18 protein-coding genes are annotated in these 20669 nt (G+C 59.7%); 12 read left to right on the top strand and 6 right to left on the bottom strand.

Features of this window, described 5'->3' with window-relative positions:
* Nucleotides 1-219: 219 nt before the first annotated feature.
* The 8 genes from ASC74_RS29765 to ASC74_RS29730 all read left to right on the top strand — a co-directional run bounded on the left by ASC74_RS29765 (nt 220) and on the right by ASC74_RS29730 (nt 8848).
* The gene (locus ASC74_RS29765; RefSeq protein WP_056746449.1) at nt 220-555 is read left to right on the top strand and encodes a YceK/YidQ family lipoprotein; all 336 of its coding nucleotides are present in this window, start codon (nt 220-222) and stop codon (nt 553-555) included.
* A gap of 173 nt (nt 556-728) precedes the next feature.
* Nucleotides 729-2486, top strand: coding sequence for a carbamoyltransferase family protein (locus ASC74_RS29760; RefSeq protein WP_056746448.1), 1758 nt, complete (start codon nt 729-731; stop codon nt 2484-2486).
* A complete protein-coding gene (locus tag ASC74_RS29755) occupies nt 2470-3600 on the top strand; it encodes a glycosyltransferase (protein ID WP_056746446.1) in 1131 nt (376 codons plus the stop codon). Before ASC74_RS29760 ends, ASC74_RS29755 begins: the two co-directional genes overlap by 17 nt.
* On the top strand, nt 3600-4496 hold the full coding sequence (locus tag ASC74_RS29750) for an antimicrobial resistance protein Mig-14 (RefSeq protein WP_056746444.1): 897 nt from the start codon (nt 3600-3602) through the stop codon (nt 4494-4496). The genes ASC74_RS29755 and ASC74_RS29750 overlap by 1 nt, the downstream gene beginning before the upstream one ends.
* 8 nt (nt 4497-4504) lie before the next feature.
* Nucleotides 4505-5935 carry a PIG-L deacetylase family protein gene (locus ASC74_RS29745; RefSeq protein WP_056746442.1) on the top strand — a complete coding sequence of 477 codons (1431 nt, stop codon included), beginning with the start codon at nt 4505-4507 and terminating at the stop codon, nt 5933-5935.
* Nucleotides 5932-6888 (top strand): glycosyltransferase family protein, encoded by a 957-nt coding sequence (locus ASC74_RS29740; RefSeq protein ID WP_056746440.1) that lies wholly within the window; start codon nt 5932-5934, stop codon nt 6886-6888. The genes ASC74_RS29745 and ASC74_RS29740 overlap by 4 nt, the downstream gene beginning before the upstream one ends.
* 39 nt (nt 6889-6927) lie before the next feature.
* Nucleotides 6928-7695, top strand: coding sequence for a glycosyltransferase family A protein (locus ASC74_RS29735; RefSeq protein WP_056746438.1), 768 nt, complete (start codon nt 6928-6930; stop codon nt 7693-7695).
* A 4-nt stretch (nt 7696-7699) separates the two neighbouring features.
* The gene (locus ASC74_RS29730) at nt 7700-8848 is read left to right on the top strand and encodes an O-antigen ligase family protein (RefSeq protein ID WP_082555911.1); all 1149 of its coding nucleotides are present in this window, start codon (nt 7700-7702) and stop codon (nt 8846-8848) included.
* A gap of 42 nt (nt 8849-8890) precedes the next feature.
* On the opposite strand, the gene ASC74_RS29725 is transcribed toward ASC74_RS29730, so the two are convergent.
* Complete coding sequence (locus tag ASC74_RS29725) at nt 8891-9532, bottom strand: hypothetical protein (RefSeq protein WP_056746434.1); 642 nt, start codon at nt 9530-9532, stop codon at nt 8891-8893.
* Nucleotides 9533-9647: 115 nt separating this feature from the next.
* On the opposite strand from ASC74_RS29725, the gene msbA reads away from it, so the two are divergent.
* Together msbA and hldE are read left to right on the top strand one after the other, a co-directional pair.
* On the top strand, nt 9648-11447 hold the full coding sequence (gene msbA / locus ASC74_RS29720) for a lipid A export permease/ATP-binding protein MsbA (RefSeq protein ID WP_056746432.1): 1800 nt from the start codon (nt 9648-9650) through the stop codon (nt 11445-11447).
* 247 nt (nt 11448-11694) lie between these two features.
* Nucleotides 11695-13119, top strand: coding sequence for a bifunctional D-glycero-beta-D-manno-heptose-7-phosphate kinase/D-glycero-beta-D-manno-heptose 1-phosphate adenylyltransferase HldE (gene hldE, locus ASC74_RS29715; protein WP_033055483.1), 1425 nt, complete (start codon nt 11695-11697; stop codon nt 13117-13119).
* 100 nt (nt 13120-13219) lie between these two features.
* On the opposite strand, the gene ASC74_RS29710 is transcribed toward hldE, so the two are convergent.
* The 4 genes from ASC74_RS29710 to ASC74_RS29695 all read right to left on the bottom strand — a co-directional run bounded on the left by ASC74_RS29710 (nt 13220) and on the right by ASC74_RS29695 (nt 16739).
* Nucleotides 13220-14188, bottom strand: a complete 969-nt coding sequence (locus ASC74_RS29710; RefSeq protein WP_008146227.1) for a hypothetical protein — start codon at nt 14186-14188, stop codon at nt 13220-13222.
* Between the two features lie 32 nt (nt 14189-14220).
* Nucleotides 14221-15033, bottom strand: a complete 813-nt coding sequence (locus tag ASC74_RS29705; protein WP_046056445.1) for an aldo/keto reductase — start codon at nt 15031-15033, stop codon at nt 14221-14223.
* Complete coding sequence (locus ASC74_RS29700; protein WP_056746430.1) at nt 15030-16205, bottom strand: NAD(P)/FAD-dependent oxidoreductase; 1176 nt, start codon at nt 16203-16205, stop codon at nt 15030-15032. Before ASC74_RS29700 ends, ASC74_RS29705 begins: the two co-directional genes overlap by 4 nt.
* A gap of 201 nt (nt 16206-16406) precedes the next feature.
* Nucleotides 16407-16739, bottom strand: coding sequence for a DMT family transporter (locus ASC74_RS29695; protein ID WP_008027887.1), 333 nt, complete (start codon nt 16737-16739; stop codon nt 16407-16409).
* Nucleotides 16740-16842: 103 nt separating this feature from the next.
* Here ASC74_RS29695 and ASC74_RS29690 point away from each other — a divergent pair, with 103 nt between their 5' ends.
* Complete coding sequence (locus tag ASC74_RS29690; RefSeq protein WP_056746428.1) at nt 16843-17745, top strand: LysR family transcriptional regulator; 903 nt, start codon at nt 16843-16845, stop codon at nt 17743-17745.
* An 11-nt stretch (nt 17746-17756) separates the two neighbouring features.
* Nucleotides 17757-19034 carry a lipid IV(A) 3-deoxy-D-manno-octulosonic acid transferase gene (gene waaA, locus ASC74_RS29685; protein ID WP_056746420.1) on the top strand — a complete coding sequence of 426 codons (1278 nt, stop codon included), beginning with the start codon at nt 17757-17759 and terminating at the stop codon, nt 19032-19034.
* 117 nt (nt 19035-19151) lie between these two features.
* Here the strand turns inward: waaA and ASC74_RS29680 are convergent, their stop codons facing one another.
* Nucleotides 19152-20591 (bottom strand): TolC family outer membrane protein, encoded by a 1440-nt coding sequence (locus ASC74_RS29680; RefSeq protein WP_056746418.1) that lies wholly within the window; start codon nt 20589-20591, stop codon nt 19152-19154.
* Nucleotides 20592-20669 lie beyond the last annotated feature (78 nt).

The raw sequence follows: 20669 nt of genomic DNA, 5'->3' as shown, positions 1-20669 counted from the left end.
CCCACATTGGGTCTGTGCGGCACACACATTTTGTGTTCACAGCAGATCAAGTGTGGGAGCGGGCTTGCTCGCGAAGAGGCCGACACATCCAGCGAAGAAGTCGTGAGTGTCACAAGGGGACAGGTTTTTATGAATCGTCCTACATGATCTACAGAGCCCGTGAACTGTGCTCTGAATAGCCGCGATGCTAGTTTGCCTGACGTTCACGGAGGGCAGATTTTGACAATAAAAATGACGGTGTTACTGAGCACTTTTGCACTGGTTTTATCAGGCTGCGGGACCGCTGTTACGGTCTTGCAGGATGACGAAGATTCGGCTCGTAGCCTTAGAAAGCAAAAGACCTACTGTCAGTCCATCCCGCGCATCTACAGCGGCCTGGCCTACGACTTTTGCGTATTAAATGCAGCGCCCGATCCCACGGGGATTCTTTTGCCGTTCGTATTGGTGGATTTCACCCTGTCGGGTGTTTTCGATACCGTCCTCCTGCCCTATACGGTTTACCGGCAAGCTACCGACGGCAATATCAGTATTTACTGGAGGTCAGGCCGCGGATGAGCAATGCCGCCTGCTTTCGCCCAAGTCATATTTACGGGGGTAATAAGCGCTGGGTCATTCCCGTCATGTTTACGCTATAATCCCGCCCTTTAGCTGCCTCTCGCCCTTTGCGAGGGCACATTAATCTTTGAGGCGCCTTGCGCCTGCATGCAGACTAAAGAGGCTAGACCCCTGTGGCATTGACGATTCTTGGCCTGTCCGGCGCCCTTAGCCATGATCCTTCCGCAGCGTTGTACATCGACGGCAAGCTGGTCGCGGCGGCTGAGGAAGAGCGCTTTGTGCGCGATAAACATGCAAAGAACCGCATGCCTTACGAGTCGGCGAAGTTTTGCCTCGAACAGGCTGGCATCAAGCCGTCCGACGTTGATGTGGTGGCGATTCCATTCGCACCGATCAGTCTGTTCGGCAAGGCTCGCTGGCAGTACGCCAAGCGTTACTGGTACGCCCCGGATCGCGCTCTTGATGCGATCCTGATGGGCAACCGTCGCTACAAGCGCTATCGCAACAAGATTGTCTGGTGCCTCGAGCAATTGGGCTTCGATCCGAAGAAAATCAAGATCGAGCCGGTCGAGCACCACCTGGCCCACGCCTCCAGTGCTTACCACTGCTCCGGTTTCAAAGAGAAGACCGCGATCCTCGGGATCGACGGCAAGGGTGAGTACGCCACGACCTTTTTCGGTTACGGCGAAAACGGCAAGATCCACAAGATCAAGGAATTCTTCGATCCAGACTCCCTCGGCGGCCTGTACGGCGCGATCACCGAGTTCCTCGGTTTCGATATGCTCGATGGCGAGTTCAAGGTCATGGGCATGGCGCCGTACGGCGACGCCAGCAAGTACGATTTCTCGCGCCTGGCTTCGTTCGAAAACGGCGAGTTGGTGATCAACACCGACTATGCCAACGTCATTGGCCTGCGTCGTTACAAAGAGAAGGGCAAAGGCTACTACTTCTCGCCGAAGCTGATCGAGTGGCTGGGACCGAAGCGCGAAGGCGACATCGCTGACGAGCCGTACATCCACTACGCCGCGAGCATTCAAGCGCTGTTCGAAAAAATCTCGCTGCAGATGATCGATTACTACCTGGGCGACGTACTCAAGGAAACCGGCAAACTGGCCTATGCCGGTGGCTGCGCATTGAACGTCAAGCTCAACCAGAAAATCATCGCTCGCGATGACGTTAAAGAACTGTTCGTGCAGCCTGCGTCCGGCGATGCCGGCACCGCGGTTGGCGCGGCGGCCTATGTGTCCCACGCCCGTGGTGTGCCGGTCGAGAAGATGGAACACGTCTACCTCGGCCCGTCGTACACCAACGAAGACGTGCTCGCCGCGTGTGCCCGTCACCCGAGCAAGCCGGTATGGCGCAAGCTTGAGAACATGCCGGAAAACATCGCCAAAATCATGGTCGATGGCAACCCGGTGGCCTGGTTCCAGGGCCGCATGGAGTTCGGTCCGCGTGCGTTGGGCGGTCGTTCGATCATCGGTTGCCCGAGCGCCGTTGGCGTCGCTGATCGCATCAACCACCAGATCAAGTTCCGCGAGCGCTGGAGGCCTTTCTGCCCGTCGATGCTCGACACCGTTGCACCGCAGATGATCAAGATCGATCACCCGGCGCCATTCATGACCTTCACCTTTGAAGTGGCGGAAGAGTGGAAGACCCGCGTGCCGGAAGTCGTCCATGAAGACGGCACGTCGCGGGCCCAGGTGCTCAAGCGCGAATACAACCCGCGCTACTACGACATGATGAAGGCGCTGGAAGTGCTGACCGGTAACGGCGTGTCGCTGAACACCTCGCTCAACCGTCGTGGCGAACCGATGATCTGCTCGCCGACGGACGCCCTGAACATGTTCTTCGGTTCCGATCTACAGTATCTGATCATGGAAGACATCCTGGTGGTCAAAGAGGGCGCGGACGCATATGACACGCTCGGCTGAACGCCATGTGCTGCAGTTCTGTCACGGCTATGACGGGCCGTTTCTGGACTGCGCCCGGCAGTACGCCAGCCTGTTCGCGGGGACCGGTTATCGAGTGACCACGGTGTTTCTGACCGGGGCTGCCGATGCCGAAGTTGCCGCGGGCTGCGCTTCCGATGAAGTGCTGTTCATGGAGTACAGCTCCAAGGCCATTCGTGGCCTGAAGCTGGGCGCCATCGGCGATCTGCGCAAGATCGCCGCCTCGCGCAATTTCAGTTTTTGCATCGCCCACCGTTTCAAACCTATTTATATCGCCTTGCTCGGCACGTCGTTGCCGGTGATTGGCGTGCATCACGCGTTTGACGATTACAAGCGCGGCACGCGCAAACTCTTCGCGAATATTTTCCGTAAGCGCCTGAGTCTGCTCGGGGTTTCCGATGCCGTGCGCGACGATATGCGCCATTGCCTGCCGAAGTGGCCGGCGGCGCGGATTCAGACGCTCTATAACCGTATCGATGTGCAGACCTTGCAGGACAGCCAGGTGTCGGTTCGCGAGGCCCGGGAAACCCTCGGCCTGGCGCCGGATGCCTGGGTTGTCGGCAATGTCGGACGGCTGCATCCGGACAAGGATCAGACCACGCTGCTGCACGGTTTTGCTGCGGCGTTGCCGGGTTTGCCGGTCAGCAGTCAATTAGTGATTCTCGGTGCCGGTCGACTGGAGCAGGACCTCAAGGCTCTGGCGCGTGAATTGGGTATCGGCGACCGCGTGCTGTTCCTCGGTCAGGTGCCTGAAGCCCGACGTTATTTCCGTGCCTTCGATGTGTTTGCCCTGAGTTCCGATCACGAACCGTTCGGCATGGTGCTGCTGGAGGCCATGGCTGCCGGCGTGCCGTTGCTTGCCACGGCGTGTGGCGGGGCAAAGGAAGTGGTCGAGGGCGTCGGTATTCTGTTCCCGCTGGGCGATGCCGAACACTTGGCTCAAGGGCTGCAACATCTGGCCGCGATGGACGAGCAGCAACGTCACCAGTGCGCCGAGCTGATGCTCGATCGCTTGCGTGAACGCTTCTCCGACCGCGCGGTACGCGATGCTTTCTGGCGTTTGCCACACGTTACCGAACTGGCGCCGAGGGGCTGATGCTCAACCGATTTCAAGGCTGGCGCGAACGTGGCTGGGCGGTAGTCGACGCCTCGACATATGCCGAGGCCTGGCAACGATATGGCGGCAGCGTCGCCACTCATCCCATGGTGGTCGAGCGACTGGCGCAGTTGGCCGACATTCCTGTGCGCTACTTGGCCTGGGAGCAAAACGGTGAAGTCAAAGCCGCGATCCCGACCTGGGGCCGCGACCTCGCCTTGTCCAAGGACGTGCTCAAGCGCTGCGGTAAAAAAGGTCTGTTCGATCTCGGTAATGCCGAGTTCATCCTGCCGGCCGCTGCCGATGCACAAGCGCCGCTGCGTCATCGTGGACGCTACCTGTCGGCACTGAATGAAGGCCGCTTCACCGGCATCAAGTTGCAGGCTGAACAGCTGGCGATGGCCCGTACTCCCGAAGAACTGTCGAAGAAGTTTCGCTACAACCAGCGCCGTGAATTGCGATTGCTGGAGGAAGCGGGCGGAGTGGTCCGGCCTGTCGCGGAGTTTTCCAGCAGTGAACTGGCGGCGATCTATTGCGACCTGTTCCAGCGTCGCTGGGGCTTCCCGGCGACGGGGGCCGAGCGCATGGCTGAGGTCATCGAGTTGCTGCGTGATTTGCTGATTGGCTCGGTGATTTTTCTCAACGATGCGCCGATAGCGATTCAACTGGTCTACCGTGTCGAGACACCGCAGTGGATCAGCGTCGAGTACATCAATGGCGGCGTCGACCCCGAAACCCGCGAATTCAGTCCGGGCAGCGTGCTGAGCTTCCTCAATACGCAAAGTGCCTGGGAGCATGCCCGGGCGTTGGACAAACCCTTGCGCTTTTCTTTCGGTCGCGCCGACCGTGAATACAAGGATCGCTGGTGCAATCCTGTGCCGGTGTTCACCGTATGAGTCAGCCCATGAGCCGCAAACAACAATTACTCAAGCGCCATCGGCGCACCAAACGCATCGGTCTGCTCATCGCGCTGGTGCTATTGATTGCCATGGGTGTGCTGGTGACCTGGTGGCTGCCGTTGGTGCTCGCGGTTCTGGGCTGGATTGCCCACGAGGCATGGTTCGCCGATCATTTGTTTTATTCGCCCAAAGACGATTATCAGTACAGTTTTCCACCGTACACCCAGCAGCCCAAGGTTCACCTCGACGGTGAGCGTTTGCGCCTGGACGACGGTGTCATGCTGGTCGACGACGCCACCCTGGTCCTCGCGCTGCGGATAAAAAGCACCTGGCTGGGACGCTTCATCGATCCCGTGGTCGAGTTGTCGGGAGGGGATAACCCGGACCGACAAACCTTCGAGCGTGGTGTGAACGGCCTGCGTTACCTCAACCTCAGTGGTCAGGCGCAGGTGCTGTCGCAAGGTGAGTTACGCCTGCGTGGGCGTTTCTGCCGACTGCTGGGTGAGCCGGTGCTCAGGGCGTTCGAGCATCCGGATTACAGCCGTCAACGGGTGATGGTGATCGCGCCCCACGCCGACGATGCCGAGTTGGCCGCCTTCGGGTTGTACAGCAGCGCCAGTCAAAGCTGGATCGTGACCTTGACTGCCGGTGAAATCGAGGCCGGGCACTATCAGCAGATGGGGCTCAATGGTGTCGAAGCGTCCCGGTTGAAAGGCTCGCTTCGCGCCTGGGATAGCATCAGCGTTCCATTGTGGGGCGGTGTACCTCAGGAGCGCTGTATTCAGTTGGGGTATTTCTGCCTGCAATTGCCCGCCATGCAAAGCACGCCGACCGAGGCCGTGGTGTCCCGTGAGGCACAACTTGGTGATACCCGATATTTTCGACGGTTCAATCCGTTTGCCCTGGGCAGTGACGTCGATGGCATACCGTCCTGGAACAATCTGCTGGCCGACCTGAGTGAGTTGATCGAGCGCATCCAGCCTCAGGTCATCGTTTTGCCACATCCGCGTTTCGACCCGCACCCAGACCATCTATGCTCACAGCAAGCGGTGATGCAGGCACTGAACGGTACAGCCTGGCAGCCCGAAACCTTGTTGCATTACGCCAATCATCTACACGACAACGATCGCTGGCCAATGGGTGATGCCGGGACCGGTGTGACACTGCCGCCACAGATCAATAATCACGAACCGTTGCGGCCCTGGGCGCTGTGTCTGTCGACCGAAAAACAGTGGCACAAGGCTATGTCGTTGGGCATGATGCACGACCTTCAGCCCCGACTTCCCCTCAAGCGTCTACTTCGCCGGGCGATCCAACGTTGTCTGGCGGCCCGACACTGGCCGGTTTTCGGTGAAAACGAGTTCTTCCGTAAAGCGGTGCGACGCCACGAATTATTCTGGGTCCAAGAGCTGTCTGGAAAGAGAGAGACCAATTGAAAGTTCTGTTTCTGGTGCAGAAAGAGCAGCGAGCGATCCTCGATCGACTGTATGACGGTATCGCCGAGCACTGCGACTGCGACAAGCGCGAGCTGACCAGCGCAGAGCAGGACGACTTGCGTGGATACTTTCGCAAGCATGTCGATGTGACCCGCTACGACCGGATTGTTTTTTTCCTGCGCTTCAAAAAAGAAATCAGACAGGTGAGGTTCATCCAAACCCTGCCCAACCTGGTTATTCTGGAACACGATGCGTACCAGAATTACATCCCGTGCAAGTACACCGGCAAGTTCAGTGCGCATTACCGCAAGCTGCCTTGGGCGCGGGTGATCAGCTCGGGTTTCATGGTCAGCCAGCGCTTGCGTGAGGAAGGGTTTGACGCGCATTTCGTGCCCAAGGGCTACGATCAGGCACTGTTGCAAAACTGCCAGCGTGAACGGGATATCGAGCTGGGTTTCGTCGGCAGTCTCAACAGCGTGGCGTATGCCGGACGCAAGGCCATGCTCGAGTCCGTGGCCGAAGTGGAGAACCTGCTGATCACCCGTACCAAGTCGGGTGAGGAATACTGCGAGACGTTGAGCCGGATCCGTTACTTCGTCAGTGCCGACGTCGGCATGGGCGAATACATGATCAAGAATTTCGAGGCGATGGCCTGTGGTTGTGTGCTGTTTGCTTACGATCAAGGGGAAGCAGAGAATCACGCGCTGGGGTTTGTCGATATGCACAACATCGTGCTCTACCGAACCCGCGACGAACTCAGGGAGAAACTGGCGGTGTTGCGCGAGTCCCCACAGCTGACCGAGACCATTTCATTGGCCGGACAGGCTTTGGTAGAGCAGCGTTACACCTTCCGGGCTGTAGGGCATGCGATTGTCGACGCCCTGCGTGAGCCGCTTCGTGAGCATGTCCCGCTGGGCTGGAAAGAAAAATTACGCTTGTCGCTGGGGCTGTGAAGCCGGGCGATTAAACAACCAATGGTGCGGTGCAAATAAATGCTGTTCAGCGAGACTAGCGACATTTCGGTAGTAATCACTAGTTGCGGTCGCTTCGATCTGTTGAAGCGTACCCTCGAGACGTTTGACCGGTACAACACGGCTCCGATCCGTAAAGTGTTCATTACAGAGGACTCCGGCGACAGCGCCGTAGAGGCCTGTATTCCGGAGCACTGGAGGGCGCATACCCAGTTTTTCATCAACAAGCCACGCCTGGGTCAGTTGCGGTCCATCGATGCCGCTTATGCTCAGGTGCAGACATCGTGGATTTTCCACTGTGAAGACGACTGGGATTTCTACCGCGAAGGGTTCATCGAAGAGTCCCAGTGCCTGCTGGAGGAAGATCCGCAGGCACTGCAGGTTTGGTTGCGCAGCTTCAATCATGACCTGATGGTTCACAGTCCTTACGTGTTCCTGAACGAGCGCAAAGTCAGCCATGGCATTCCTTTCTACGTACTGGGCTCGCAAAAAGCCGAGTGGCAAGGTTTTTCCTTTAATCCAGGGCTGCGCCGTCGTGTGGATTACTTGATGCATGCACCGTACTCCGGATTTTCGGGGGAGAAAGAACTGTCGCGTCTGTATGCTGGCGAAAATCGCTATGCGTTGATTCTGGAAAACGACGCGGTATTGCACACCGGTTTCGGTGAGCATGTGGTGGTTCCCAAGGAGCGGGAGAACAAATTACGGCGTAAACGTCTCGATCGGCTGAAGCTGATCGCAGCTCTTATCTTGGGTCTGGCAATAGGTTGGGTACTGCATGGAATTTAGCGGCATGAAGCCAGGAAAGAACACCATGGCGTATTTCGGAACGGTGCTCTGTCTGTTTCTTTTGAGCTTTGTGGTGGGCTGGTCGTCGAAGTGGACCAACAACCTGTTCTACGGCTTGATGGCATTGCCGGGCCTGGTCTTCCTGATCAAGGAGCGCGGTGCGGGCTTGCTCAAGGAACCGCTGGCATGGGGCTGGCTGGCGTTCATTCTATGGTTTCTGGTGCCTGCGACGATTGCAGGGCAGATGCAATTCTACAAACACGTCTTCTATGTACTGATGTTCGTCATGGTGACGGGCGCCCTTACCGATCCGCAGTTCTTCCGCAGTGCGGCGTTTATTCGCGCTCAGTTCTGGATTCTGACGTTGTACATCTTCGGCAGCGCGCTCTACGGTTGGGCAACCGGTGAGTTCGCCGTCGGCGGCCGGGTGGCGCTGCTTCCGGCGCGCCTGGAGAACGTCATCTACGCCAGCATTTGGCTGTTCTGTGCGTTGGCGCTGGCGCTGCCAATCTGGCTCAGGGAGCGAAAGTATATCGAGGGTGGCCTGGCCATCGTTTTGTCGGTGTTCGCGGTAGCCTTCGTCCTGCAGACGCGTACTGCGTTTGTGGGGGCTGTGTTCCTGTTTGGTATCTGGGTGCTTTACGGCATTTACCTCAAGCCGCGGCTGGTTGGCACTGCGGTGGCGATTGTCGCGATCATTTTAGGTCTGCTGTTCCTGGTGGTGCACAACGAAGCCTGGTACCAGTCCCTCTGGAATCGAGGCGATTCGTACCGTATCGAAATCTTCCAGATCATGGTCGGCGAGTGGCGCCACTGCGGCTGGGCACTGGGCTGCGGCATCGGCTTCCACACCACCCAGGTGCTCGATGGCTGGATGCCGATTCAGCATCCGCACAACATTTTCGTAGCGCTGGGACTTTACAGCGGCGGGGTCGCGCTGGTGTTGTTCGTAGGGCTGATGGCCACCTCCCTTTGGCAGGCCTGGCGTCTGCGCGACGGGTGGGGTATGTACCTGGCGTGTGCGCTGGTGATGCTGAATTTCGATGGCAGTTTGCTGATTGGTAACCCTGACGAGTTGTGGCCGCTGGTGCTGCTGCCCGCCGCGATGATCCTCTCTCGCGTGCTGAAGGCGCGACAACCCGCGCTGGCGTAATGCCTGACCTTCGCCTCCTCCCCGGAGGCGGAGGCAGTCAGATCATGTTTGCAGGGCGACGCTCAGCTCCTCCGGGGAGCAGATGCTCTGGGTCTGGCCATAATGGTGCATGAAGACTTCGCCGCGACCGTCGAGCAACCATTGCCGATCTTGTGGGTAACGCACCATATGCTTGAAGTTGCGCAGCCGCAGAGTCTTGCGCAACGGACGGCGATACACCCGCATGTCGGCGATGTCGATCAGGCCCAACTGATGCTCGGGTGTGAGCACGATGTTGCCCAGGTGCGCCGAGCGAAAGTAAATCCCCCGCTCATGCAAAGTGGCCATGAAGACCCCCAATTGACCGCGCAACGGATCGGCATCGCCCTGGATGTCCAGCAGCTGACGCAGGGTCTGGCCCGGCAGTGGATCGTAGTGCACGGCATCGCGCTCGATACTCGCAATACGGTAAACCTGGCGAATCGACGGGCAGGGGATGTGCCGTTCACGCAACGCATCGCAGTTGTCGGCAAAGCGTTTGGCGTACGGGTACCACGCGGCCGACGTCAGCAGGCGTTTGCGGCGAAACAGTTTGAGTATTGAACCGTCCGTCAACCGCAGAACCTTGTCCCCCGAACCATCCGCTTCAAGGACTTGTGCTCCCTCGCGCAGGGCGAGATATCGGGTGTGATCAAGCGCTTGCATCAATACTCCGGGTTGGGCGCCGTGAGGCATGGATAGCCGGCCATGTTACCGCAGCTCAGCGACTAAAATGGCCTGTGTTACACTCGCGGGCTCTTTTCTCATACAACGGGTTCTCATGACCAGCCCTGATTCGCCTGCGCCGTCGAGCTTGAAGATTTACCTGCGCCTGCTGTCGTATGTGCGCCCGTACTGGGGCATGTTTGCCATCAGTATTGTCGGCTTTGTGATTTTTGCCTCGACGCAGCCCATGCTCGCAGGGATTCTCAAATATTTCGTCGATGGCCTGAGCAACCCCGAAGCGGTGCTCTTCCCGACTGTTCCCTATCTGCAAGACTTGCAGTTGCTGATGGCCGTGCCGCTGCTGATCATCCTGATCGCTGCCTGGCAAGGCCTGGGGTCTTTCCTGGGTAACTACTACCTGGCCAAAGTCTCCCTTGGGCTGGTCCACGACTTGCGTGTCGAGTTGTTCAACAAATTGCTGGTATTGCCCAACCGTTATTTCGACACCCATAACTCCGGGCATCTGATTTCGCGCATCACCTTCAACGTGACCATGGTCACCGGTGCGGCCACGGACGCTATCAAAGTGGTCATTCGTGAAGGCCTGACCGTGGTGTTCCTGTTTGCTTACCTGTTGTGGATGAACTGGAAACTGACCCTGGTGATGTTGGCGATCCTGCCCATCATCGCGATCATGGTGAGCAGCACCAGCAAAAAATTCCGCAAGCAGAGCAAGAAAATCCAGGTGGCGATGGGCGACGTGACTCACGTCGCCTCCGAAACCATCCAGGGTTATCGCGTGGTGCGCAGCTTTGGTGGCGAAAGCTATGAAGAGCGTCGTTTCGCCGAAGCCAGCCAGGGCAACACCGACAAGCAATTGCGCATGACCAAGACCGGTGCGGTCTACACACCCATGCTGCAATTGGTGATCTACACCGCCATGGCCGTGCTGATGTTCCTGGTGCTGTTCCTGCGCGGTGACGCCACCGCCGGTGACCTGGTGGCCTACATCACCGCAGCTGGCCTGTTACCCAAGCCGATTCGGCAGCTGTCGGAAGTCAGCTCGACAATCCAGAAAGGCGTTGCCGGTGCCGAGAGCATTTTCGAGCAACTGGACGTCGAGCCAGAGATTGACCAGGGTACCGTCGAGCGCGATCGCGTCAGCGGCCATCTGGATGTGCGCAACCTGAGCTTCACCTATCCAGGGACCGAGCGTGAAGTGCTGAAGAACATCAGCTTCACGGCGGCACCGGGGCAAATGATCGCCCTGGTCGGTCGTTCGGGTAGCGGCAAGTCGACCCTGGCCAGCCTGATTCCGCGCTTCTATCACCACGAAACCGGCGAAATCATGCTCGATGACGTGGAAATCGAAGACTATCGTCTGCGCAATCTGCGTCGACACGTGGCGCAGGTGACGCAGCATGTGACCCTGTTCAACGACACCATCGCCAACAACATCGCTTACGGTGACCTGGCCGGCGCACCACGTGCCGACATTGAAAAGGCCGCCACGGATGCTTACGCGATGGACTTCATCTCGGAGATGCCGCAAGGCCTGGACACCCAGGTCGGGGAAAACGGCGTGTTGCTGTCCGGTGGCCAGCGTCAGCGCCTGGCGATTGCCCGGGCCTTGTTGAAGAACGCACCGTTGCTGATTCTCGACGAGGCAACGTCGGCGCTCGATACCGAGTCCGAGCGGCACATTCAGGCGGCACTGGATCAGGTCATGAAAGGTCGCACCACGCTGGTGATTGCTCACCGGTTGTCGACCATCGAGAAAGCCGACCTGATCCTGGTCATGGACCATGGTGAAATCGTCGAGCGCGGCACCCACGCTCAACTGCTGGCGCAAAACGGCTATTACGCGCGCCTGCATGCGATGGGCCTCGACGCCCCGGTTGGCGACATCGCCTGACCCTACAAAAGGGGTGAGCCTGGCTCACCCCTTTTGCACACCTGGCGTGCAATGCGTCCGGTGATGTGTACCCAGACCTTTACCCTTCTTGACCAAGTCTGAATAAATCTGCGCACCGCGGACGGATTTTCTGATCAATTAATGAGCAGAAAGCCCCGCCGAATCATCCCGTTGCAGCCGTCACACAAGCCCACGCCAACCCTGTGTTAATATCGCGCCCCTGTTCATTTTGTATGTGGGTTGCTCCATGAAGTTGTCCATGCCGCGATTCGATCAAGCCCCTGTGTTGGTGGTCGGCGATGTCATGCTCGACCGTTACTGGCATGGTGGTACCTCACGGATTTCCCCTGAGGCGCCGGTACCGGTAGTCAAGGTCGAGCAAATCGAGGACCGCCCGGGCGGTGCCGCCAACGTTGCGTTGAACATTGCCGCCCTCGGCGCACCGGCCTCGCTGGTCGGCGTGACCGGCGACGATGAAGCTGCCGACAGCCTGGCCAATAGCCTCAAGGGCGCTGGCGTGCGGGCGTTGTTCCAGCGCATCGCGCACCAGCCGACCATCGTCAAGCTGCGGGTCATGAGCCGTCACCAGCAACTGCTGCGTATCGACTTCGAAGAACCTTTCGCCACCGACGCGTTGGCGTTGGGCGAGCAAGTCGACGAGTTGCTCGAAGGCATCAAAGTGCTGGTGCTGTCCGATTACGGCAAAGGCGCGCTGAAAAACCATCAGGTGCTGATCCAGGCGGCCCGTGCCCGTGGTATTCCGGTGCTGGCCGATCCCAAGGGCAAGGATTTCTCGATCTACCGGGGGGCGAGCCTGATCACCCCGAACCTCAGCGAATTCGAAACCATCGTCGGCGGTTGCGCCGATGAGCACGAGCTGGTGAGCAAGGGCGCGCAGCTGATGCACGACCTCGACCTCGGCGCGTTGCTGGTGACCCGCGGCGAACACGGCATGACCCTGCTGCGTCCGGATCATCCGGCGCTGCACCTGCCGGCCCGTGCCCGTGAAGTGTTCGATGTGACCGGTGCCGGCGACACGGTGATTTCCACCCTGGCGGCCGCGATTGCCGCTGGCGAAGAACTGCCCCACGCGGTGGCCCTGGCCAACCTGGCGGCGGGCATCGTGGTCGGCAAACTCGGTACGGCGGCCATCAGCGCCCCGGAACTGCGTCGCGCCATCCAGCGTGAAGAAGGTTCGGAGCGCGGTGTACTCGGCCTTGAGCAGCTGTTGCTGGCGGTCGATGATGCGCGTGCGCATAAAGAGAAGATCGTCTTCACCAACGGCTGCTTCGACATTTTGCACGCCGGTCACGTGACCTACCTCGAGCAGGCGCGTGCCCAGGGCGATCGCTTGATCGTCGCGGTCAACGACGATGCGTCGGTCAGCCGCCTGAAAGGGCCGGGTCGTCCGATCAACAGCGTCGACCGTCGCATGGCCGTACTGGCAGGTCTGGGCGCCGTGGATTGGGTGATCAGCTTCGCTGAAGGCACCCCGGAAAACCTGCTGCGCGAGGTCAAGCCGGATGTGCTGGTCAAGGGCGGGGACTACGGAATCGAGCAGGTCGTCGGCGCGGACATCGTGACCGCTTACGGCGGAACGGTGAAAGTGCTGGGGCTGGTGGAAAACAGCTCGACTACCGCGATTGTCGAGAAAATCCGCAAGTCCGAGTGAAGCCTAAAAGATCGCAGCCTCGTTTCACTCGACAGCTCCTACAGGGAATCGCATTTCAATGTAGGGGCTGTCGAGTGAAACGAGGTTGCGATCTTTTGCTTTAAGAGCTGACTTTTTTACGCGGTACGATTCTCTTCAGCAATTGCTTCGCCTTCCCACGCAACCGCGCCAAACCTGAATCTTTCCCCGGCGGGCTCAAGCCCTGTTGTCGCACCCAATCCTTCCAGCGAATCCGCTCATCCCTCACCAGCCAGCCTTCCTGCTGGGCAAAACTCTCCGCCAGGTACAACCCGCGAGTACTCGCCGGGTACAGCTGATCCTTTTTCAAGGTATAGAGCTCGGCCATCGGTTGGCCATCCTGCAGCGGCATCAAATACAAATCGGGACGTTTTCGATCGAGCCGGGCCACCAGTTGATCGCCTTCCAGTCGTTCATCGACATGAAACAGGCTCAGGGATTTGGCCTCCTTGGGCACGTCCAGGCGCAAGTCATAGATCAATTGCAGCGAGGCCGTCGGCAAATGCACGTAAGCCCGCGGGCGTTCGATCAACTGCATCTTGGCGCAACGCACCGGCCGCGCCGAACCGGACAGCGGCGTCAGGCGAAACGGCAGGGCTTCGCGATAATGCAGCGCGGACGAGTAGGGCGCCGGCAGCCAAGTGTCATTGAAGCGCCCGCCGAGCCAGCCTTCCGGAGTTTCCAGCAGGCACTCTTCGGCAATTTCCTGAATCGCGGTGTGCAGCGGCAGGTTCAGCTCATGGGCGGGCACGTAGCCGGAGATCAGTTTGAGCACCACGTCGCCACGGTCTTGTCGACGCTGACGGACCAACACCCAGTAATCGCGGTTCTGCCAATGCAGGGTCAGGCGCACCGAGACCCCGAGGTTGGCCAGCTCAAGCGAAAACCGCTGAGTGTCGGCGACCGTCACCGGGCGCCGACGTTGCAGCGTCTGGGAGAAATTGAGCGGCATTCCGACGCTTTGATAACTCAGGCCTTCGGGAGTCGCTTCGACGAATAACGGCAGGGTCTTGAAGTTGCTCGGGTTCTTTCTTATGAGCGTACGCGGCATGTCGGCTCCTGCTTAAGGCCGCGTGGGCGGCATCAGTTTCTACGTAGGACCTGGGCAACGGTCGCGACGTTATGGGCGAGGTGCAGCGGATTAATGGTCCCGACAATAGCACTGGCAACACCCGGATGTTCAAACAACAACTCGAAGCTGGCGCGAACAGGGTCCACACCCGGACTCAGGCATACGTGGCCACTGGCGAGGGCTTTTTTGACCAGAATGGCTTTGCCGTGAGCAGCAGCATAGTCAATGACTGGCTTCTCGTTCTGCTCGTTCAGATTGTAGGTGACCATCGCGCAATCACCTTGTTCCAGAGCCTTCAAACCGCCTTCGACGGTTTTGCCGGAAAAACCGAAGCCGCGAATCTTGCCTTCGCTCTTCAACGCCGCGAGGGTCGCATAGACTTCGCTGTCGTTGAGGATCGCCAGGTCGTTGCCGTCGGAGTGCACCAGCACCAGGTCGATAAAATCCGTTTCCAGCCGTTGCAGGCTGCGCTCGACCGAGAGCCGGGTATGAGCGGCGCTGAAGTCGTGATGGGACTGACCGTCGGCAAACTCTTCGCCGACCTTGCTGACGATCACCCAATCCTGACGCTGACCCCGCAGCAGCGGACCGAGGCGTTCTTCGCTGCGGCCATAGGCCGGGGCGGTGTCGATCAGGTTGATGCCCAGGTCGCGCGCGAGTTTGAGCAGCATGCGCGCTTCGTCATCATCGGGAATCTGGAAACCGTTGGGGTATTTCACGCCTTGGTCACGGCCGAGTTTGACGGTGCCCAGGCCCAGTGGCGAAACCAGCAGGCCGGTGCTGCCCAGCGGGCGATGCAGATCGTGCAAGGTCGGTTGGCTCATGGCAGCAGTTGCTCCCAGGCAGGCACGCCCATCGGCGGTTTTGGCAGGTCGGGCAGCGGCGCCGGTTGGCTTGGCTGGATGCCGTCGCGCTGCAGGGAGGCGATGACACGATCAGCAAAGTCCGGCGCCAGCGCCAGTTTGGTTGGCCAACCGACCAGCAGCCGGCCTTCTTCGGCAAGGAATGCATTGTCAGGGCGGGTCAGTCCCGATTGCAGTGGCTCGGCGCGATCCACTCGAAGGGTGGCCCATTGCGCCGTACTCAGGTCGATCCATGGCAGCAACTGGCCGAGTTCTTTCTGCGCCGTGGCGATTTGCTCGGAGGGTTCGCGGGCAACACCTTCGGCTTCAGCGATATCGCCGCCCAGATACCAGACCCACTGGCCATCGGCGGCCGGATGGGTGGTCACGGTAATGCGCGGCTTGGTGCCGCCACCCAGGCAGTGGGCGTACAGCGGTTTGAGACCCGGACCTTTGGCGATGATCATGTGCAACGGTCGGCGTTGCATGGCGGGTTGGCTCAGCCCCAGTGCTTCGAGCAGCGCTGCCGTACCGGCACCGGCGCTCAAGACGATGCGCTGGGCGCGAATCTCGCGCTCGTCAACCTTCAGGCCGACCAGTTTTCCACCTTCCAGCAGCGGTTCGATGTTCTGACCGGCGAGCAGGCCATCACCCGCCAGATCGGCCAGGCGCTGGATCAGGCTCGGCACGTCGATCACCAGTTCCGCCAGGCGATAGACCTTGCCCTTGAAGCGCTTGTCTTGCAGGGCGGGCGGCAGTTGCTCGCCCTTGACCTGATCGACACGGCCGCGCACGGCCTTGCTGGCGAAGAAACTGGTGAGATTGCCGGCGATCGTGCCGGGGGACCAGAGGTAATGAGCTTCGGACAGCAGGCGCACGCCGGTCAGGTCCAGCTCGCCGTCACCGGCCAGGGCTTCACGCCAGCGCCGGGGCATGTCGGCGATAGCTTCCGAGGCACCGGTCAGGGCGCCATGCAATGCGTACTTGGCGCCGCCGTGGATGATGCCTTGGGACTTCACGCTTTGCCCGCCACCGAGACTGGCGCTTTCCACCAGCACGGTCGAAAAACCCTGGCGGCGCAGGCGCGCATTCAGCCAGAGGCCGGCGACACCAGCGCCGACAATCAGAACGTCGGTGGAAATAACGGATGGCATGCAGCGACCTCAGTGTTCAAGACGAGGGCGCAGTATACAGACTCGATGCGGAGGGGATTTGTCGGTATTCAATCGATGACCAACCACAAACCCTGTGGGAGCGGGCTTGCTCGCGAAAGCGGTGTGTCAGGCAACAAAGATGTCGACTGACACGGCCTCTTCGCGAGCAAGCCCGCTCCCACAATGAATCGTGTTTCGGCTTTAGTGGCCGGCGGTCTTGGAGAAGAGCTGGATCACTACGACGCCGAGCACAATCAGCGCCATCCCCAGCATCGCCGGCACATCCAGTTTCTGCCCGTAGATAAACAGCGCCGCAACGCTGACCATCACGATCCCCATGCCGGCCCACACCGCGTAAGCCACGCCCACCGGAACGCTGCGCACCACCAGCGTCAGCATCCAGAAGGCGATGCCGTAGCCGACAATAACCAGAATCAGCGGCAGCGGGGTGCTGAAGCCTTTGACCGCTTTCATCGAAACGGTGGCGATCACTTCGGCGCAGATGGCAATGGCCAGGTAGTAGTAAGCGGTCATAGGTGCATCCTCGTGTGAAGTGTTGCTTTCTGAGGTCGGCATTTTAGAGATTCTCCAGATGCGGTAAAGTCATTACCTATCTGTTCTGAAGATGGGTTAAGCCATGAACACGCAATGGAATCTGGAGCAGCTGCGGCTGTTTGTCAGCGTAGCGGAGCAGCGTTCGTTTTCTGCGGTGGCGCGGGATCAGCGCAAGGCGCAGTCGGCGGTCAGCAGTTCGATTGCGCTGCTGGAAGAGGACTTGGGCGTCAGCCTGTTCGACCGTAGCAGCGGCCGCCAGCCGAAACTCACCGAGGCCGGTAACGCGTTGTTGGACGAGGCGCGGGAAGTGCTGCGCCAATGTGAACGCCTGAACGGTCGGGCGCTGGCCATGATGCGCGGCCAGGAGGCGCGTTTGCGTGTGGCCCAGGATGAGGCGATGCCCTATCAGCCGATCATCGAAAGCTTCGAAGCTCTGGCTCAACAATTTCCCAGCCTTGAAGTGCAATTGACCAGCGCCGCCCAGGGCGATGTGGCGCGCAAACTGGTGGAGCGTCGGGCCGATCTGGGGTTGCTGTTTTATCACGACCAGATTCCTGAAGCGCTCGAGCGGCGGGTGTTGGGCAGCGTCGAAATGGTCACGGTGTGCGGCGTCGGCCACCCATTGGCGAAACAGGCTCAGGTCGACTGTCAGCAACTGGCGCAGCATCGACAGTTGCTGATGTCCACACAGTCGAGTGTCTATCCCGGCAGCGAGCCCGCCAGCCCGCAAGTCTGGCGGGCCGACAGTTTCTACGTGATGGCTGAATGGCTGGTGCGCGGACTCGGTTGGGCCTGGCTGCCGCGCCACGTGGTGCAGTACCCGGCGTACCAGGATTTGATGGTCGAACTGAACAGCGAATGGACCCCGCCGGCGCTGGTGGTGGAGCTGGTCTGGCGCCGCGATGAACCTCTGGGTCCGGCAGCTCGTTGGTTGGCCGAACGTTTTGCCGTGCACTTGCAGACGATCGGCGACAAAAGCCGATAAACTCCGCCGCCATGAATAGAACTCTCTACACCGCGCTGTTTTACCTGGGGCTGCCACTGGTAGCGATTCGGCTTTGGCTGCGGGCGCGCAAGGCGCCGGCGTATGCCAAGCGCATTGGCGAACGTTTCTCCCTCGGGTTACCGACGATGAAAACGGGCGGCATCTGGGTGCACGCGGTGTCGGTGGGCGAAAGCATTGCCGCGGCGCCGATGATTCGCGCCTTGCTGCAACGTTATCCACAGTTGCCCATTACCGTGACCTGCATGACCCCGACCGGTTCGGAGCGCATTCACGCACTGTTCGCCAATGAGCCGCGCATTCAGCACTGCTATTTGCCTTACGACTTGCCTTGCGCAGCGAAGCGATTCCTTGATCGGGTCCAGCCGAAACTGGCGGTGATCATGGAGACCGAGCTCTGGCCGAACCATATCCATCAGTGCGCCAGGCGCGGGATTCCCGTGGCCCTGGCCAACGCTCGACTGTCCGAGCGTTCGGCCAAGGGCTATGGTCGCTTCAGCAAACTGACCCAGCCGATGCTCGCCGAGATGAGCCTGTTCGCAGTGCAGACCGAGGCCGAGGCGCAGCGCTTCCGCGATTTGGGTGCGCGTTCGCAAACCGTGGAAGTGACCGGCTCGATCAAGTTCGATCTGACCATCGACCCGGCACTGCTTCAGCGTGCCGCCGAGTTGCGTGCGCAATGGCAAACCCAGGAGCGCCCGGTGTGGATCGCTGCCAGTACGCACGAAGGCGAAGACGAAGTGGTGCTGGCGGCTCATCGTCAGTTGCTGGCCAATCATCCCGATGCGTTGCTGATTCTGGTGCCGCGCCATCCAGAGCGTTTCAATCCGGTGTTCGAGTTGTGTCGGCAGCAGGGTTTCGCCACGGTCCGTCGTTCCGCTGGCGAACCCGTCACCGCCGATACGTCGGTGCTGCTGGGCGACACCATGGGCGAGTTGCTGTTTCTGTATGCCTTGGCTGATAGCGCTTTTGTTGGCGGCAGTCTGGTGCCGAACGGTGGGCACAACCTGTTGGAACCGGCAGCTCTGGCGAAACCGGTATTGAGCGGGCCGCACCTGTTCAATTTCCTCGAAATCGCCACGCAACTGCGCAACGCCGGGGCGTTGCAGGAAGTGGAGGATGCCGAAGGTCTGGCGCTGGCGGTGCAGCGGCTGTTCGAGTTGCCGCGCGATGCGCAGCGGATGGCGGAGGCAGGGTTGAAAGTGATGCGCATCAATCAGGGCGCGTTGCAGCGGTTGCTGGATGGGTTGGGGCGGTTGATCGAGCGTTAGACCGAGTCGCTTGACATAAAACGATCGCAGCCTCGTTTCACTCGACAGCTCCTACAGGATGAATACAAATCCCGTGTAGGAGCTGTCGAGTGAAACGAGGCTGCGATCTTTTGCTTTTTATTGCGTCGGATTTGCCTTCAACTGCGCCGCCGCAGCCTTCGCCAGGTCCGGCGGCAGGAAGTCTTTATCCGGGTTGTAATCAGCCTTGAGGTAACGCGCCAGGTCCTGCAAATCCCCCGGGTTCAAGGTGCCCGCGGCCTGTTTCAAGCGCAGGTTATCGAGGATGTAGTCATAACGCGTGTTGTTGTAGTCGCGCACCGAGGTGTACAGCTGACGCTGCGCATCCAGTACGTCGACGATGTTTCGCGTACCCACCTGATAACCGATTTCGGTCGCTTCCACCGCGCTTTGGTTGGAGATGATCGACTGCTTGCGGGCTTGCACCTGCTCGACGTCGGTGTTCACTGCGCGGTGCAGATTGCGGGTGCTTTCCACCACTTGCCGGCGCAGGGATTCACGTTGCTGCTCGGACTGGTCCAGTTGTGCATACGATTGGCGCACCTGGGAATTGATCAGGCCGCCGCTGTAGATCGGGATGTTCAGTTGCAGGCCAACCGTCGTTTGCTCGACGTTGCCACCGTACGGTTGGGGGAAGCCATTCGGGTTGCTGAAGCCCAAAGCGTCGTTGTCACCTTTCTCGTACTTCGCCACGGCGTCGAGGGTCGGCGCATGGCCGGCCTTGCGCTGCTTGAGGGTTTCTTCGGCGGCGCTGACGGCGTAGTTGCTCGCGAGCAGATTGAGGTTCTGTCTGGCTGCCGTATCGACCCAGGCCTTGGCGTCGTTCGGTGCTGGCGGCAGGATCGGCAAGGTATGGGAAATGCCCCAGATCGAGTTGTACTGACGGTTGGTCAGGGTGATCAGGGCTTCGAACGCATCATCTACCTGGCGCTGCGCGACGATTCGGTTGGCGCGTGCAGTGTCGTAGCTGGCTTGCGATTGCAGCACATCAGTTTTGTCCGAGAGACCGACGTCGAAGCGTTCGTTGGACTGATCGAGCTGGCGTTTGAACGCGGCTTCTTCGGCCTTGGTTGACGCCAGGTTGTCCTGGGTTCGCAAGACATTGAAGTAGCTGACGGCAGTTTGCAGGATCAGGTTTTGCTGGGTTGCCGAGAGCTGCAACGCGGCCTGTTCGTTAACGTCTTTGGCGGCCTGGAACTGGAACCAGCGATCAGCACGGAACAGCGGTTGCGCCAAGGTCGCCTGATAGGAATGAGCATTGCGGTTGGCGGTAGCTGAAGGCTGATCGATCACCGTGCGCACGTTGGCAAGTTCGGCGCCGCCAGAGAGGTTCGGCAGCAGCCCGGCGCGGGCCTGGGGCACGACTTCTTTCTGAGCGCCATATTGAGCGATGGCTGCAGCGAGGTCGGCGTTGTTGTCCACCGCTTCCTGATAGACGCTGACCAGATCGTTCTTGGTCGATAAGGGCGCTTCTGCTGCCCAGGCCATTCCATTGGACGCACAAGACACGGCAAGGGCCAGTGAGAGTTTGCGCAGCATGAGGCCATCCCTAAAAAATTACGCTGATAATTTGAGCGCCAAGGCTACGGCGCGGCTCATACAGCGTCAAGGCGCAGC

This window comes from Pseudomonas sp. Root329, assembly GCF_001424925.1.
In the GTDB taxonomy this organism is placed as follows: Bacteria; Pseudomonadota; Gammaproteobacteria; order Pseudomonadales; family Pseudomonadaceae; genus Aquipseudomonas; species Aquipseudomonas arabinosi.
This window is presented reverse-complemented; position numbering and strand designations above follow the sequence as displayed.